The following is a 14,467-nucleotide window of genomic DNA, read 5'->3' on the forward strand; positions in this document are numbered from 1 at the left end:
CAATGAAATTCCAACCCGACCACCTCGAGGGCGTCAATGTCATCTCGCGCCACGAGCCGCAGCGGCTGTGGGTCAACGCCACGCCGTGGACCTCCAGCGTGCTCGTGCCGTGGCGCGGCGACGCCGTGGCCTGGCCCGTGCCGAGCTTCGAGACACTTTCTGCAGACCATTTCGAACAGGTGCTCGCGCTGCAGCCCGAACTGGTCATCTTCGGCTCCGGCGCCCGCCTGCGGTTCGTCCACCCCGGCCTGCAGCGCGCGCTGATCGAGCGGCGCATCGGCGTCGAGACGATGGACACCGCGGCTGCCTGCCGCACCTACAACGTGCTCGCCAGCGAGGGGCGATCGGTGGTGGCAGCCCTGCTGCTGGAGGAAGCACCGGTGGCGTGAATCCTCACCCCCGCGCAACGTTATGCACGCCTCACATGAAGGGTTTGGTCCCGCCATTTATAATCACGGATTGTTCCTGCCCAGTCAGGCAACCCCATAGAAGAGAACTGCCTTCATGACGCCAGCCCTCAACAAAGCCCTCCCGGAATTTGAAGCGCTTGCCACGGGCGGTGTGAAGTTCACACCCCAGGCGTTCGCCGGGCAGACGGTGATCCTGTACTTCTACCCGAAGGACAACACCCCCGGCTGCACCACCGAGGCCATGCAGTTCCGCGATCACCACAAGGAGCTGGTTGCCGCCGGCGCCGTCGTGTTCGGTGTATCGCGCGACAACATGGCTTCGCACGAGAAGTTCAAGCAGGCCCTCGAGCTGCCGTTCGAGCTGATCGCCGACACGGAAGAAAAGCTCTGCCACATGTTCGGCGTGGTCAAGAACAAGATCATGTACGGCAAGAAGGTCAAGGGCATCGAGCGCTCGACCTTCCTGATCGACGGCAATGGCGTGCTGCGCGCGGAGTGGCGGGGCCTCAAGGTGGCCGGCCATGTCGACGAGGTGCTCAAGGCCGTCAATGCGCTGAAGGTCGCGGCCTGAGGCCGGGCGCCCCGCGGGCAGGCGCATAATGCGCCGCATGTCCGTGAGTTGTTGCGACCGACACGTGTCCGAACCCACCCAAAGCCGCGCAGTCGCCTGCGCGGCTTTGTCGTTTCTACGAGCCTGAAACCACCGCCCATGCCCCTGCCCAAGCCGCCGACCCGCAAAGCAGCCGTTCTCGCTCCCGCAGACTTCGAGTCGCAAGCCGCCCCCAAGACGGGCAAACGCACCGCCAAGCAGCCCGCCGCGGCCGAGGTGGCGCCGGCGGTGCTCGACCTCTTCGACACCGACGTGGCTGAAGTGCCGGCCGCCAAGCCGCTGCCCGTCGCCGCCAAGCCCGCGCCGGCGGCCAAGGCGCCGGCCCGGCCCGTGCCCGAACCCAAGCCGCGCAAGCCCCGCCATACCGGGCCGGCCAAGCTCTTCGTGCTCGACACCAACGTGCTGATGCACGACCCGACGTCGCTCTTCCGCTTTGAGGAGCACGACGTCTACCTGCCGATGATCACGCTCGAGGAGCTCGACGGCCACAAGAAGGGCATGAGCGAGGTCTCGCGCAACGTGCGCCAGGTCAGCCGCGAGCTCGATGCGCTGGCCGCCGCCGACGGCCTGGCCGATCCGAAGGCCGGCATCCCGCTGGCCAAGACCGGCCATCGCGAAGCCGGCGGCAAGCTCTTCTTCCAGACCACGCTGCTCGACGTGAAGCTGCCGGACGGCCTGCCGCAGGGCAAGGCCGACAACCAGATCCTGGGCGTGGTGCAGGGCCTGCGCGAGCAGCTGCCCGGCCGCGACGTGGTGCTGGTGTCGAAGGACATCAACATGCGCGTGAAGGCACGCGCGCTCGGCCTGCCCGCCGAGGACTACTTCAACGACAAGACGCTCGAAGACGGCGACCTGCTCTACAACGGCGTGCTGCAGCTGCCCGCCGACTTCTGGGAGCGGCACGGCAAGACGATGGAGAGCTGGCAGCAGGGCGGCTTCACCTACTACCGCATCGCCGGTCCGATGGTGCCGGCGCTGCTGATCAACCAGTTCGTGTACCTCGAATCGCCCGGCGCGGTGCCGCTCTACGCCCGCGTCACCGAGATCACCGGCAAGACCGCGGTGCTCAAGACCCTGAAGGAATACACCCACCAGAAGAACGCCGTGTGGGGCGTGACGGCCCGCAACCGGGAGCAGAACTTCGCGCTCAACCTGCTGATGGACCCGGAGTGCGACTTCATCACCCTCACCGGCACCGCGGGGACCGGCAAGACGCTGATGACGCTGGCCGCCGCGCTGCACCAGGTGATGGACGACCGCCGCTACACCGAGATCATCGTCACCCGCGTGACGGTGCCGGTGGGCGAGGACATCGGCTTCCTGCCGGGCACCGAGGAAGAGAAGATGAGCCCGTGGATGGGCGCGCTCGACGACAACCTCGAGGTGCTGGCGCGCAGCGACTCGAGCGCCGGCGAATGGGGCCGCGCGGCCACGAACGACCTGGTGCGTTCGAAGATCAAGATCAAGAGCCTGAACTTCATGCGCGGGCGCACCTTCCTGAACAAGTTCGTCCTCATCGACGAGGCGCAGAACCTGACGCCCAAGCAGATGAAGACGCTGATCACCCGCGCCGGCCCGGGCACCAAGATCGTGTGCCTGGGCAACCTCGCGCAGATCGACACGCCCTACCTCACCGAGGGCTCCTCGGGCCTGACCTTCGCGGTCGACCGCTTCAAGGGCTGGCCCCACAGCGGCCACGTGACGCTGGCGCGCGGCGAACGCTCGCGCCTCGCGGATTTCGCCTCCGAAGTGCTGTAGCCACAGCCGCTGCGCATCGTGCCAAGGGCCGGCAGCCGCCGGCCCTTTGTCATGGGCGCCGTCCCGCCCCTACCTTCTCGAGGCAGACGGGCCGGCAGCCTGCGCCACGGCCCGCTTCGGATCGACCAGCACGCGGCGGCCGTCCGGGGTGCGCTGCGAGGTCTCGACAATCAGGCGGACCAGCTGCGCAGGCTTCAGCGAGGGGTTGACGGCGAGCAGCTTGGCCGCAAGGTTGCTCACCTGCGGCGCCGCCATCGAGGTGCCCGACAGCGCGACCCGGTCGCCGCCCGGCAGGAAGCTCTCGACCTGGTAGCCGTTCGCATGCACCTTCACGGTGGGGCCATAGCTGGTGAAGGGCGCCTCGTCGCCCGCCCGGTCGACGGCACCCACCGTCAGCAGGTTGGGCAGCACGATGCCCGCCGGGATCGACTCGGTGAACGTGGCATCGCTGTTCTCGTTGCCGGCCGCGGCCACGAAGAGGATCTCCGGCGCGCTGGCGAACGCCTTCGCCAGCCCGCGCTTGCCGATGTCGAAATACTCGCGTGCCAGCGCCTTGCGCTCCTCGGGCGTCTTGCCGATGCCGCACTGCTCCAGGTCGCCCTCGATGCTGGTGACGTTGCCGCCCCAGCTCATGTTGACCACGCGGGCCCGGTGTGCCTTGAAGAAGTCGACGTAGGCCTGGGACGCCCGGGCGTCGCGCTCGGCCAGCTCCCGGCTGGGGCACGGGTCGGGCTTCAGCGTCCAGCCGAACTCGATGCGCGCGACCAGCAGCCGCGCGCCCGGGTTGCCCGCCATCGCGATGCCGGCCACGTGGGTGCCGTGCTCGTAGTTGCCGGCCAGGCCGATCTCCTCGACGGCCGCCTTGTACTGCTGCGGTGCCAGCGTGGACAGGAACTGCTTGACCTCGCTCGCCTCGGGGCTGTCGATGTTCGACTGCAGGCCCGAGAAACCCTTGGTGCGCGCCTTCATCTGCGGCAGCCGGTCCTGCAGCGCCGCGGGGATGGGCATCAGCTCGCCCTGGCTGCGCCGCCCGTACCGGTCGAAGGCGATGACCGCCGGCGCACCCTTCGCGTCGCGCACGAGCTGCTTGCCGAACAGCGCGGTGTCGGTGCCGCTGTCCCACACGGCGACCACCACCGGCCGCTTGACCTGGGCGGGCGACAAGGTCACGTCGCGCGCCGCCCAGATGTCGGGCTTCTCCACCTTGTGCGCCGCCAGGTAGGCGCTGTACGCGTCGACGAGGGCGGCCTTCAGCGGCAGCACGTGCAGCAGCGCAAAGCGCGCGTTCACCAAGCCGGGAGCAAAGTCGGAGCTGAGCGCGCCCCTGTTGTCGGCGATGGGCTGCATCACCTCGCGCACACGGCCGAGGATGAGCGCCTCGCCGATCAGCTCGGCCCCCATCTTGCTGCCCTTGATGTCGTTCTCGATCACGGCGTAGGGCATCGCGGCCAGCTCGCGCCGGATCGTCTCCGCCACCGCCTTGCCGAAGGCCTCGCCTTGCGGGCCGTGTGCCTGGGCCGCCTGCGCCATCGCACGCAGCCGCAGGCCGGACAGCAGCTTGTCGGCCGGCTTCTCCTGCAGCGCGCGGATCTCCTCGCTGCGGGCCAGCACGCTGTCGTAACGGCCGTCGAGGTAGTCGAGCACGGCCAGCAGGCCCAGCAGGTCGCGGCGCGTGGCCTTGTCGGGGATGTCGTAACCGACCAGCACCGATTCGGTGTCGCGCCGGACGGCGGCGGCCAGCGGCTTGAAGCGCGCCTCGTCGCGCACGATCTCCTCGAGCCTGCCCGTCACCGGGTAGCTGAAGCGAGGCAAGTCGGCGGCCTTCTCGATGCGCGGCCGGGGTGCGGCGCCGGGGGCATCGGCGGCCAGCGCCGGTGCGCTCGACGACAGGAACACCAGCGCGAGCGCGGCGGCGGCCAGGGGGGACGGGGTCATGCGGGCGGGCCTTTCAAGCAAACGCCGGGCGGCCCCACGAATCTCGGATCCCCGTCCGGCGGACGAATCCCGGCCTGGGGCGCTCGGCAATCCATCGAGGCGGCATGGTATGCCGGGGGCGCATGGCCCCCGGCGCATCGCGGTCAGCCCTGCACCGCCTCGCGCAGCGCCTGCAGCGCGGCCGGGTCGTCCATCGTCGTCAGGTCGCCGGGGTCGCGGCCCTCGCACACGGCCTGGATCGCCCGGCGCAGCAGCTTGCCGGAGCGGGTCTTCGGCAGCGCCGCCAGGAAGCGCACACGCGCCGGCCGCGCCACCGCACCGAGCTGCTCGTCGACGCGCTTCATCACCTCGCCTTCGAGCTTCAGCGCGCCCTCGGGCGTCGCGGCGAGCGCGGGATCCTTCAAGACCGCGAAGGCGATGGCGACCTGGCCTTTCAGCTGATCGGCCACGCCCACCACCGCGACCTCGGCGATGGCCGGATGGCTGGAGACGCTCTCCTCGATCTCGCGCGTGCCCAGGCGGTGGCCGGCGACGTTGATCACGTCGTCGGTGCGGCCGAGGATGAAGAAGTAACCGTCCTCGTCGCGCACGCCCCAGTCGAAGGTGCTGTAGACGAGGCGGTTGGGCACGCTCTTCCAGTAGGTCTTGACGAAGCGTTCGTCGTCGCGCCACACCGTCTGCAGGCAGCCCGGCGGCAGCGGCGCCTCGATGGCGACCACGCCCTTCTGGTGGGGCGCCGTGATGTCCTGGCCCGTGGCTTCGTCGATCAGCTTCACGTCGTAACCCGCCGCCGGCAGGCCGGGGCTGCCGAACTTGGAGCGCTGCTTCTCCACGCCGTTGGACAGCGCCAGGATCGGCCAGCCGGTCTCGGTCTGCCAGTAGTTGTCGATGATCGGGCAGCCCAGCGCGCCGGAGATCCAGGTGGCGGTGGGTTCGTCGAGCGGCTCGCCGGCCAGAAAGAGCGCCCGCAGCGACGAGGTGTCGTGCCGGCGCATGGCGTCCACGTCGAACTTCTTCAGCACGCGCACCGCGGTGGGCGAGCTGAACATCGTCGTCACCTTGAAGCGCTCGACCAGGCGCCACCAGATGGAGGCATCGGGACGCGTCGGCAGGCCTTCGTAGAGGATGGTGGCCATGCCGCTGATCAGCGGGCCGTAGACGATGTAGCTGTGGCCCACCACCCAGCCGATGTCGCTGGTGCAGAAGAGCGTCTCGCCCGGCCGGCCCTGGAAGATGTCGCGCATGCTGCTGGCCAGCGCCACCGCGTAGCCACCGGTGTCGCGCTGCACGCCCTTGGGCTTGCCGGTGGTGCCGCTGGTGTAGAGCGTGTAGCTGGGGTGGGTCGATTCGACCCAGGTACACGGCACCTGCGCGTCCAGGTGCGCGGCGCGCGCCTCGGCGTAGTCGATGTCGCGGCCCGGCACGCGCTCCATCGGCGCCAGGCCGCGGTCGACCAGCAGCACCTTCTCGGGCTTGCTCGCCGCCAGGCGGATGGCCTCGTCGAGCAGCGGCTTGTAAGGGATGGCCTTGCCCGAGCGCGAGCCGCCATCGGCGCTGACGATCACCCTGGGCTGCGCATCGTCGATGCGGCTCGCCAGGCTCACGCTGGCGAAGCCGCCGAACACCACCGAATGGATCGCACCGATGCGCGTGCAGGCGAGCATCGCGAACACCGCCTCGGGAATCATCGGCATGTAGATCAGCACGCGGTCGCCCTGCACCACGCCCTGCGCCTGCAGGATGGCGGCCATGCGCTGCACCTCGGCCTGCAGTTCGGCAAAGCTGATGATCCGCTCCTGCCCGACCTCGGTGGAGACCCAGACCAGCGCGTTCTGCGCGCCGCGCCCGGCCACGTGGCGATCGACCGCGTTGTGGCAGAGGTTGGTCTTGCCCCCCACGAACCAGTTCGCGAACGGCGGGTGGTCGTGCTCGCACACGCGGCCGAACGGCGTCTCCCAGTCGATCAGCCTCGCCTGCTCGGCCCAGAAGCCTTCGCGGTCCTGGAGGGAGCGGCGGTGGTAGGCGGGGTAGCGCTCGTCGGTGCGCGTGCTCATGCTTGTCTCCATCCTTGCTCGTGGGTTGATTCCATTGAAACCACAAGCGCTGACGCGCCACTGACTTCGGCACCCCTACAGATCGGGTGCGGGCGGCCGAAAACACACGGCGGCATGTGCCGCCCCACTTCCGTTGCGCCCCATAAGTAGTTGAAAGCGCTGTCTTTTTCTTTACTGTCGACAAAAAAGTCGATGGTATGCTCGCGCCCCGTGACGATGACCACCCCCCCATCCGTGCCCTATCGCCTGCGCAGGCTTTGCGTTATGGCGTGGTTTGCCGTCACCCTCGGCGGCGCCGTCACCTCCACATACGCTGCGCCCGACGCACCGGCCGCGTCGGCGAGTTCGCCCGCTCCGGATTCCGTTACCACGCTGCTGATCGAACGCGGCCTGCTGCCGGCCTCGAGCGCCGCCGTCGTGCAGTCGGTGCGCGACAAGACATCCGACCTGGTCGTGTCGGCGATGAACTTCCTCGGCGTGCCCTACCGCCGCGGCGGCACCAGCGAGGAAGGCTTCGACTGCAGCGGCTTCACCCGCCACATCTTCGAGATGAGCATCGGCCGCGTGCTGCCGCGGCGCGCCGACGAGCAGGCGAAATCGCCCGACCTGTTCAAGGTGGCGCGCGAGGAGCTGAAGCCCGGCGACCTGGTGTTCTTCAACACCATGCGCCGCACCTTCTCGCACGTGGGCATCTACCTCGGCGAGAACAAGTTCATCCACGCGCCCCGGCCGGGCGGCGAAGTGCGCATCGAGGACATGGGCCAGTCGTACTGGGCCAAGCGCTTCACCGGCGCCCGACGCGCGCCGGAGGTCGACGGCTTCGAGCAACGCATGCAGAACGGCCTGCAGCAGCTGCGCTCCGCGGTGGCGCCCGGCGCCGCCGACACCGTCCGGTAGCGGACCGCATACCCCTCGCCGCCTCGGCGTTTTCCACGTCGGGCGCTTCAGGGCCAGCCGGCACAATCACGGCATGGCCGACAAGGTGATCCCCATTGCCGACTGGCGCTCGGCGCCCCCCGCCCCCCCGCCTGCCGGCGGCGCTGCGGTGCCGCCCAGCGGCCTGTTGTCCGACCGGCGCGGCCGCCCCTTGCGCGACCTGCGCATCTCCGTCACCGACCGCTGCAACTTCCGCTGCAGCTACTGCATGCCGAAGGAGATCTTCGGCCGAGACCATCGCTTCCTGCCGCACGCGGCGCTGCTGAGCTTCGAGGAGACGACGCGGCTCGCGCGCCTCTTCGCCGCGCACGGCGTGCACAAGCTGCGGCTGACCGGCGGCGAGCCGCTGCTGCGCAAGAACCTCGAGCACCTCGTCGCGATGCTGGCCGAGATCCCCACGGTCGACGGCGTGCCGATGGACCTGACGCTCACCACCAACGCGTCGCTGCTGGCGCGCAAGGCGCAGGCGCTGAAGGACGCCGGGCTGCAGCGCGTGACCATCAGCCTCGACGCCCTCGACGACGCGGTGTTCCGCCGCATGAACGACGTCGACTTCGCGGTGGCCGACGTGCTCGCCGGCATCGATGCCGCACAGCGCGCCGGGTTCCACTCGATCAAGGTCAACATGGTCGTGCGCCGCGGCACCAACGAGCAGGAGATCGAGCCGATGGCGCGCCACTTCCGCGGCACCGGCATCACGCTGCGCTTCATCGAGTACATGGACGTCGGCAGCACCAACGGCTGGCGCATGGACCACGTGCTGCCCTCGGCCGAGGTGTTGGCGCGGTTGAACGTCATCCACCCGCTGGAGCCGGTGGTGGCGGGCCCGCTCGGCGAAACCGCCGAGCGCTGGCGCTGGCGGGACGGCGGCGGCGAGATCGGCCTCATCTCCAGCGTGACGCAGGCGTTCTGCCACGACTGCAACCGCGCCCGCCTCTCCACCGAGGGCAAGCTGTTCCTCTGCCTCTTCGCCAGCCGTGGCCACGACCTGCGCGCGCTGCTGCGCGGCGGCGCGGCCGACGAGCAGATCTCCGACGCCATCGCCGCGGCCTGGGGCCAGCGCGAAGACCGCTATTCCGAGTTGCGAGGCCTGCAGCCCGCCTCGGTGGACGGGCCGGGCGGCGAACGCCGCGTCGAGATGCACTACATCGGCGGCTGAGGGACAGCCACCTCCGCCCCGCCGGGTCAGTCAGGCGCTGCCGGCCTTCAGCCGCAGCGCCTGGTTGGCCAGCGCATCGGCGCGTTCGTTGTAGGCCTCGCCGTTGTGGCCGCGCACCCAGCGTGTGGTGACGCGGCGTGCGTCGGCCAGCGCGAACAGGCGCTTCCAGAGCGCCAGGTTGGCGACCGGCTCGCCTTTCGAGTTGCGGTAGCCCTTGCGCTCCCAGCCGGCGCGCCATTCGGTCAAGCCCTTCAGCACGTACTGGCTGTCGGACACCAATTCGACCGCCGCGCCCTCGGGCACGCGGGTCAGCCCCTCGATCGCCGCCGTGAGCTCGGCGATCTGGTTGGTGCCGGGGCCGATGAAGCCGTAGTGGTCGGTCTCGGTGACGCCGTCGGGCGCAATCAGCACCACGCCCCAGCCCGCCGGGCCGGGGTTGGACGGGGCGCAGCCGCCGTCGGTGTAGGCCACCCACTTCATGCGGCGGTCCTCGCGGCCGCGACGGCGCGGCGGATGTCGGTTCGTGTCATCAGGGAGTCCTTGAGTTGTCGTTGTCGAGGTTCATCGAAGGCCGGCGCTGCGCCACCACGGCCGGCGCGGCATGGGGTGCGCTGCGCTGGCGCCGCGCCAGGCCCACCAGCCGCATGCCGCGCACGCGCTTGACGGCGAGCAGGAAGTACACCGAGCCCAGCACCGGCCACCAGCGATCGCCCACGTCGTCCATCCAGCCGAAGCGGTCGAGCCAGCGCTCGGAACGCAGCGCCGGGCGGTAGCAGCCGAAGCGGCCGCCCTCCACCTCGAAGCTGAGCAGCCGCAGCCAATCGCGCAAGCGCCGGTAGTGGATCAGGTCGGACGCGCGCGGCAGGTACAGGGGCGCCGTGCCGCCGAGGCCCCGGCGCAGGCGCCCGAGCCGCTGGCGCAGGCCCCAGAGCCCGGCCGGATTGAAGCCGAGTATCGCCACGCGGCCTTCGGGCATCAGCACGCGCTCGACCTCGGCCAGCGTGAGGTGCGGGTCGCGCGCCCATTCGAGCGTGTGCGGCAGCACGACGAGGTCGAGGCTCTGGCTCGGGAAAGGCAGCGCGTCGAAATCGCAGTGCAGCGACACGGCGCGCGGCGGCATGGCGATGCCTTGCGGGGCGTCGGTGGCGAGCCAGCGGTGCGGCATGCGGTTGGCGCGCAGCGCATCGAGCTGCGGCAAGCCGAGCTGCAGCGCATGGAAGCCGAACAGGTCCACCACCGCGCGGTCGAGCCGGTCCTGCTCCCAGGCGAGCAGATAGCGCCCCGGCGGCGTGGCCAGCCAGGCCACGAGGTCATCGTGATCCGGCACTTTCAACTTCGCTTGTAAAGAGGCGTACCACAAGGAGTTTTCATGAGGATCGGCTTTCTATAATTCCGCACTCGCGGCAGCGACCCCCAACGTATGAACCTGGCAGCCATCAGCGCCTTCACCGACAACTACATCTGGATGATCGACGACGGCGCTCAGGCCCTCGTCGTCGATCCGGGTGAAGCGGCGCCGGTGGAGGCAGCGCTCGGTGCGCGGGGCCTCGAGCTCGCCGGCATTCTAGTGACGCACCACCACGCCGATCACGTCGGCGGCGTCGATGCGCTGCGGCCGAGGCTGACAGGCCCGGTCTACGGGCCACGTCGGGAACACATCCCCGAGCCGGCGCTGCGCGTCGAGGGCGGCGACACGGTCACGCTGATGGGCCTGCGTTTCGAGGTGATCGACGTGCCCGGCCACACGGCCGGCCACGTCGCCTACCTGCTGCGCGACTTCCCTCAGGGACCGGTGCTGTTCTGCGGCGACACGCTGTTCTCCGGCGGCTGCGGGCGGCTCTTCGAGGGCACGCCCGCGCAGATGCACGAGTCGCTCGAATGCCTCTCGGCCCTGCCCGGCAGCACGCGGGTGTGCTGCGCCCATGAGTACACGCTGTCCAACCTGCGCTTCGCAGCGGCGGTGGAGGCCGGCAACTCGGCGCTTGCCGACTACACCGCCTGGTGCCGCGAGCAGCGCGCACAAGGACTGCCCACCCTGCCCTCCACCATCGCGCGCGAGCGCGAGGTCAACCCTTTCCTGCGCAGCACGGCTCCGGCCGTCGTGCGCGCCGCGCGTGATCACGGGGCCGCCGATGCCTCGCCGGTCACGGTTTTCGCCACGCTGCGTGAATGGAAGAACAATTTCCGATGACGACACCGCCACAACCCCGACGCCCCCTGGGCCTCAGCGGCCTCACGGCCCTCACCGCTTCCCTGCTGCTGGCCGCCTGCGCGACCACCGCCCCCCCGGGCGCCGGCACAGGCAGCTCCTCCACCATCGACACCGCCCCCGTCGCCGCCACGCCGCCCGCGGCGCCGGTCCAACCCGTGTCGACACCCACGTCGCCCCAGCAGCCCGCCGCAGAAGCCGCTGGCGCCCCGGTCGACCCGCTGCGCCCTGAGGTGCCGATCAACATCGACGACGATGCCGCCCGAACGGACCTGTGGGTGCGCGTGCGCAACGGCTTCGGCATGCCGGACCTCGACACCGACCTCGTGCGCGTGCACGAGCAGTGGTATGCCAGCCGCCCCGACTACGTGCAGCGCATGAGCGAGCGCGGTTCGCGCTACCTGTTCCACATCGTCGAGGAAGTCCAGAAGCGCAACATGCCCACCGAGCTGGCGCTGCTGCCCTTCATCGAGAGCGCCTTCAACCCCAAGGCCATGTCCGTCGCCAAGGCGTCGGGCATGTGGCAGTTCATGCCGGCCACGGGCCGCGACTTCGAGCTTCGCCAGAACATGTTCCGCGACGACCGCCGCGACGTGCTGGCCTCCACCCGCGCGGCGCTCGACTACCTCGAGCGCCTGCACGGCATGTTCGGCGACTGGCACCTCGCGCTGGCTGCGTACAACTGGGGCGAGGGCAGCGTGCAGCGCGCCATCGCGCGCAACCAGAAGGCGGGCCTGGGCACCGACTACCTGAGCCTGCGCATGCCCGACGAAACCCGCAACTACGTGCCCAAGCTGCAGGCGGTGAAGAACATCGTGGCGCGGCCGGCCGAGTTCACGCTGACGCTGCCGGCACTGGAGAACCACCCGTATTTCCTGAGCGTGCCGATCGAGCGCGACATCGACGTCGAGCTGGCGGCGCGCCTGGCCGGCATGTCGGGCGCCGACTTCGCCGACCTCAACCCGCAGATGAACAAGCCGGTGATCCTGGCATCGGGGACGCCGCAGATCCTGCTGCCCTACGACAACGCCAACACCTTCCTGCACAGCCTGCGCAAGCACCAGGGCCCGCTGGCGACCTGGACGGCATGGGTGGTGCCCAGGACCATGAAGCCGGCCGATGCCGCACGCGAGGTGGGCATGAGCGAGGCCCAGCTGCGCGACGTCAACCGCATCCCGCCCCGCATGGTGGTCAAGGCAGGCTCGACGCTCCTGGTGCCGCGCAGCGAGCAGAGCCGCGCCGACGTGCCGGTGCACGTCGCCGACAACGCGGCGATGCTGCTGGCGCCCGACGTGCCGCCGTTGCGCCGCACGACGGTGCGCGTCGGCAAGAAGGGCGAGACGGTCGCCGCGGTGGCGCGGCGCTACCGCGTATCGGCGGCGCAGCTCGCACAATGGAACGACGTCGGCGCCGGCGCCCGCTTCAAGGCCGGCAGCCGGGTGGTGGTGTACCTGCCCAATGCCGTGCCCACCACGCGTACCGCATCGGCCGCCAAGACCGTCCACACCCGTGGCAAGGCCGCAGTCGCCCAAGCCAAGACGCCCATGAAGCGCGTGGCCAAGAGCGCGCCGGCCGCCGCCAGCCGCAAGGCCCCGACCCGGGTCGCTGCCTCGAAGACGCCTGTTCGTGCAGGCGTGAAGGTGGCCGACGCACCGCAGGCGGCGTCCCGGCACTGACCGCCCGGCGGCCGGCGCCGTTCAGCGCCGGTCGACCAGCGCGTGCGCGATCGTCGAGAGATCGACGTATTCCAGTTCGCTGCCCGCGGGCACGCCCCGCGCCAGCCGCGTCACCTGCAGCGGAGTGCCGTCGGGCCCCTGGATCGCCCGCAGCGCCTGCGAGAGCACGTGCGCGGTGACGTCGCCCTCCGCGGTGAAGCTGAGCGCCAGGATCACCTCCTGCACCTGGCCGTCGCCGGCGCGCCGCATCAGCGCCTGCACGCCGAGATCCCGCGTGCCGATGCCGTCGAGCGGGCTCAGGCGCCCCATCAGCACGAAGTACTGGCCCTTGTAGCCGCCCGAACGCTCCAGCGCCGCCTGGTCGGCCGGCGTTTCCACGACGCAGAGCTGGCGTGCGTCCCGCGACGGATCGGCGCAGGTGTCGCACAGCGGGGTATCGGAGAAGGTGTGGCAGCGCTCGCAATGCCGCACGTGCTCCACCGCCGCCGCCAACGCCTGCGCGAGCCGGCTCGCGCCCTCGCGGTCGTGCTGCAGCAGGTGGAAGGCCATGCGCTGCGCGGACTTGACGCCCACCCCGGGCAGGCGACGCAGGGCCTCGATCAGCGTTGCGAGATGGGACGTGGCCACGCGACGGCAGGCCGGCGATCAGAAGGGCAGCTTCATGCCCGGGGGCAGCGGCATGCCTGCCGTCACCTTGGACATCTTCTCCTGGCTCAGCGCCTCCGCACGGCGCACGCCGTCGTTGAAGGCCGCGGCCACGAGGTCCTCGAGCATGTCCTTGTCGTCGGCCAGCAGGCTCGGGTCGATGGTGATGCGCTTGACGTCGTGCTTGCAGGTCATCACGACCTTGACGAGGCCGGCGCCAGACTGGCCCTCGACCTCGAGCGTCGCGAGTTCGTCCTGGACACGCTTCAGGTTGTCCTGCATGGCCTGCGCCTGCTTCATCAGGCCGGCGAGTTGGTTCTTCATCATGGCGGGGTCGCTCCAGGAAAAAAAGGGGGTGCCGCAGCGGTGCCGGAAGCCGGCGCCGGCAGGCGGCGTCATTGGGGCTTGATCGAGCCGGGCACGATGCGCGCCGTGGGGAAGCGCGCCCGCAGGCCGAGGAACACCGGATCGTTGAGGATGATCTGCTCGGCCTCGCGCTGCCGGCGCTCGCGTTCCGCCGCGTCGCGGCGGGCCGGCGAATCCTGCGGGATACCGGACTCGACCGAAAGCCGCACCGGCACGCCGGCGACGTCGGCCAGCACGGCCTGCAGCTTGTCGCGCAGCGTGGGCGCGCGCAGCGACTCCCGCTCGACCCGCAGGCACCAGCAGGGCGATTCGCCGTCGGCCTCCTCGATCGCGAACAGCTCGGACTGCATCGCCAACTCGCGCACCATCGCGACGATGGCCTGGCGTTCGTTCAGCTGCCGCACGACGGCCGCCCAGCGGTCTCCGAGCGGCGTGGCCACCAGCGGCACGGCAGGGGGCGCCGGGGGCTGCTCGGCCATGCGCACGGGGGAGGCGGCGGCGAGCGGCGCCTCCACATAGGCGGCTTCGGACTCGACGGCCCCGAAGTCCGCTGCGGCGGGCGCCTCTTCGCGCTCGTCGTTCGGCGGCGCTTCGTCGAGCCAGGCCGGCGGCTCGGGCATGGAGGCGGCACGCCCGCCCCCCGTCGGCGCGGGCGGCCGCGCCGCCATGGCGGGCCGGACCAGCGCAGGCGCCGGGGCGGCGGCCGCCG

Annotated in this window: 13 protein-coding genes and 1 pseudogene; 7 read left to right on the forward strand and 7 right to left on the reverse strand. The window is 70.4% G+C overall.

The window, feature by feature from the left end:
- The first annotated feature begins 2 nt into the window (after positions 1-2).
- The 3 genes from V4F39_RS19670 to V4F39_RS19680 all read left to right on the forward strand — a co-directional run bounded on the left by V4F39_RS19670 (position 3) and on the right by V4F39_RS19680 (position 2,778).
- Positions 3-389, forward strand: coding sequence for an Mth938-like domain-containing protein (locus V4F39_RS19670; RefSeq protein ID WP_332291523.1), 387 nt, complete (start codon positions 3-5; stop codon positions 387-389).
- A gap of 115 nt (positions 390-504) precedes the next feature.
- Positions 505-981: a peroxiredoxin gene (locus V4F39_RS19675; protein ID WP_332291524.1), complete on the forward strand. Its 477-nt coding sequence runs from the start codon at positions 505-507 to the stop codon at positions 979-981.
- 138 nt (positions 982-1,119) lie between these two features.
- Positions 1,120-2,778 carry a PhoH family protein gene (locus V4F39_RS19680; protein ID WP_332291525.1) on the forward strand — a complete coding sequence of 553 codons (1,659 nt, stop codon included), beginning with the start codon at positions 1,120-1,122 and terminating at the stop codon, positions 2,776-2,778.
- Positions 2,779-2,847: 69 nt separating this feature from the next.
- On the opposite strand, the gene V4F39_RS19685 is transcribed toward V4F39_RS19680, so the two are convergent.
- The gene (locus V4F39_RS19685) at positions 2,848-4,713 is read right to left on the reverse strand and encodes a S8 family serine peptidase (protein WP_332291527.1); all 1,866 of its coding nucleotides are present in this window, start codon (positions 4,711-4,713) and stop codon (positions 2,848-2,850) included.
- 143 nt (positions 4,714-4,856) lie between these two features.
- On the reverse strand, positions 4,857-6,779 hold the full coding sequence (locus V4F39_RS19690; protein WP_332291528.1) for a propionate--CoA ligase: 1,923 nt from the start codon (positions 6,777-6,779) through the stop codon (positions 4,857-4,859).
- Positions 6,780-7,031: 252 nt separating this feature from the next.
- On the opposite strand from V4F39_RS19690, the gene V4F39_RS19695 reads away from it, so the two are divergent.
- Positions 7,032-7,664, forward strand: coding sequence for a C40 family peptidase (locus V4F39_RS19695; RefSeq protein WP_332291530.1), 633 nt, complete (start codon positions 7,032-7,034; stop codon positions 7,662-7,664).
- A gap of 73 nt (positions 7,665-7,737) precedes the next feature.
- Positions 7,738-8,862: a GTP 3',8-cyclase MoaA gene (gene moaA / locus V4F39_RS19700; RefSeq protein WP_332291531.1), complete on the forward strand. Its 1,125-nt coding sequence runs from the start codon at positions 7,738-7,740 to the stop codon at positions 8,860-8,862.
- A gap of 30 nt (positions 8,863-8,892) precedes the next feature.
- Here the strand turns inward: moaA and V4F39_RS19705 are convergent, their stop codons facing one another.
- Both V4F39_RS19705 and V4F39_RS19710 read right to left on the reverse strand, forming a co-directional pair.
- Positions 8,893-9,342: a ribonuclease H family protein gene (locus V4F39_RS19705; RefSeq protein ID WP_332291532.1), complete on the reverse strand. Its 450-nt coding sequence runs from the start codon at positions 9,340-9,342 to the stop codon at positions 8,893-8,895.
- Between the two features lie 49 nt (positions 9,343-9,391).
- Positions 9,392-10,189, reverse strand: a complete 798-nt coding sequence (locus tag V4F39_RS19710) for a class I SAM-dependent methyltransferase (protein WP_332291533.1) — start codon at positions 10,187-10,189, stop codon at positions 9,392-9,394.
- A gap of 93 nt (positions 10,190-10,282) precedes the next feature.
- On the opposite strand from V4F39_RS19710, the gene gloB reads away from it, so the two are divergent.
- Positions 10,283-11,053, forward strand: a complete 771-nt coding sequence (gene gloB, locus V4F39_RS19715) for a hydroxyacylglutathione hydrolase (RefSeq protein WP_332291535.1) — start codon at positions 10,283-10,285, stop codon at positions 11,051-11,053.
- Positions 11,050-12,747, forward strand: coding sequence for a transglycosylase SLT domain-containing protein (locus V4F39_RS19720; RefSeq protein WP_332291536.1), 1,698 nt, complete (start codon positions 11,050-11,052; stop codon positions 12,745-12,747). Before gloB ends, V4F39_RS19720 begins: the two co-directional genes overlap by 4 nt.
- A gap of 21 nt (positions 12,748-12,768) precedes the next feature.
- Here the strand turns inward: V4F39_RS19720 and recR are convergent, their stop codons facing one another.
- From recR to V4F39_RS19735, 3 genes and pseudogenes are all read right to left on the reverse strand, one after another.
- Positions 12,769-13,374, reverse strand: coding sequence for a recombination mediator RecR (recR, locus tag V4F39_RS19725; RefSeq protein ID WP_332291537.1), 606 nt, complete (start codon positions 13,372-13,374; stop codon positions 12,769-12,771).
- Between the two features lie 18 nt (positions 13,375-13,392).
- Positions 13,393-13,719, reverse strand: a complete 327-nt coding sequence (locus tag V4F39_RS19730) for a YbaB/EbfC family nucleoid-associated protein (RefSeq protein WP_332291538.1) — start codon at positions 13,717-13,719, stop codon at positions 13,393-13,395.
- 68 nt (positions 13,720-13,787) lie between these two features.
- Positions 13,788-14,467, reverse strand: a pseudogene (locus V4F39_RS19735) (DNA polymerase III subunit gamma/tau); the annotation flags it as partial.

It is taken from the genome of Aquincola agrisoli, from assembly GCF_036621135.1.
GTDB classification, from domain to species: Bacteria; Pseudomonadota; Gammaproteobacteria; order Burkholderiales; family Burkholderiaceae_C; genus Aquincola; species Aquincola agrisoli.

What these genes read in the sequence shown, in the direction of transcription:
- moaA (WP_332291531.1), top strand. Translation starts at nt 7,738, where the DNA reads ATGGCCGACAAGGTGATCCCCATTGCCGACTGGCGCTCGGCGCCCCCC.
- V4F39_RS19690 (WP_332291528.1), bottom strand. Translation starts at nt 6,779, where the DNA reads ATGGAGACAAGCATGAGCACGCGCACCGACGAGCGCTACCCCGCCTAC.
- V4F39_RS19680 (WP_332291525.1), top strand. Translation starts at nt 1,120, where the DNA reads ATGCCCCTGCCCAAGCCGCCGACCCGCAAAGCAGCCGTTCTCGCTCCC.
- V4F39_RS19695 (WP_332291530.1), top strand. Translation starts at nt 7,032, where the DNA reads ATGGCGTGGTTTGCCGTCACCCTCGGCGGCGCCGTCACCTCCACATAC.
- V4F39_RS19720 (WP_332291536.1), top strand. Translation starts at nt 11,050, where the DNA reads ATGACGACACCGCCACAACCCCGACGCCCCCTGGGCCTCAGCGGCCTC.
- V4F39_RS19730 (WP_332291538.1), bottom strand. Translation starts at nt 13,719, where the DNA reads ATGATGAAGAACCAACTCGCCGGCCTGATGAAGCAGGCGCAGGCCATG.
- V4F39_RS19675 (WP_332291524.1), top strand. Translation starts at nt 505, where the DNA reads ATGACGCCAGCCCTCAACAAAGCCCTCCCGGAATTTGAAGCGCTTGCC.
- V4F39_RS19705 (WP_332291532.1), bottom strand. Translation starts at nt 9,342, where the DNA reads ATGAAGTGGGTGGCCTACACCGACGGCGGCTGCGCCCCGTCCAACCCC.
- V4F39_RS19685 (WP_332291527.1), bottom strand. Translation starts at nt 4,713, where the DNA reads ATGACCCCGTCCCCCCTGGCCGCCGCCGCGCTCGCGCTGGTGTTCCTG.
- gloB (WP_332291535.1), top strand. Translation starts at nt 10,283, where the DNA reads ATGAACCTGGCAGCCATCAGCGCCTTCACCGACAACTACATCTGGATG.
- V4F39_RS19670 (WP_332291523.1), top strand. Translation starts at nt 3, where the DNA reads ATGAAATTCCAACCCGACCACCTCGAGGGCGTCAATGTCATCTCGCGC.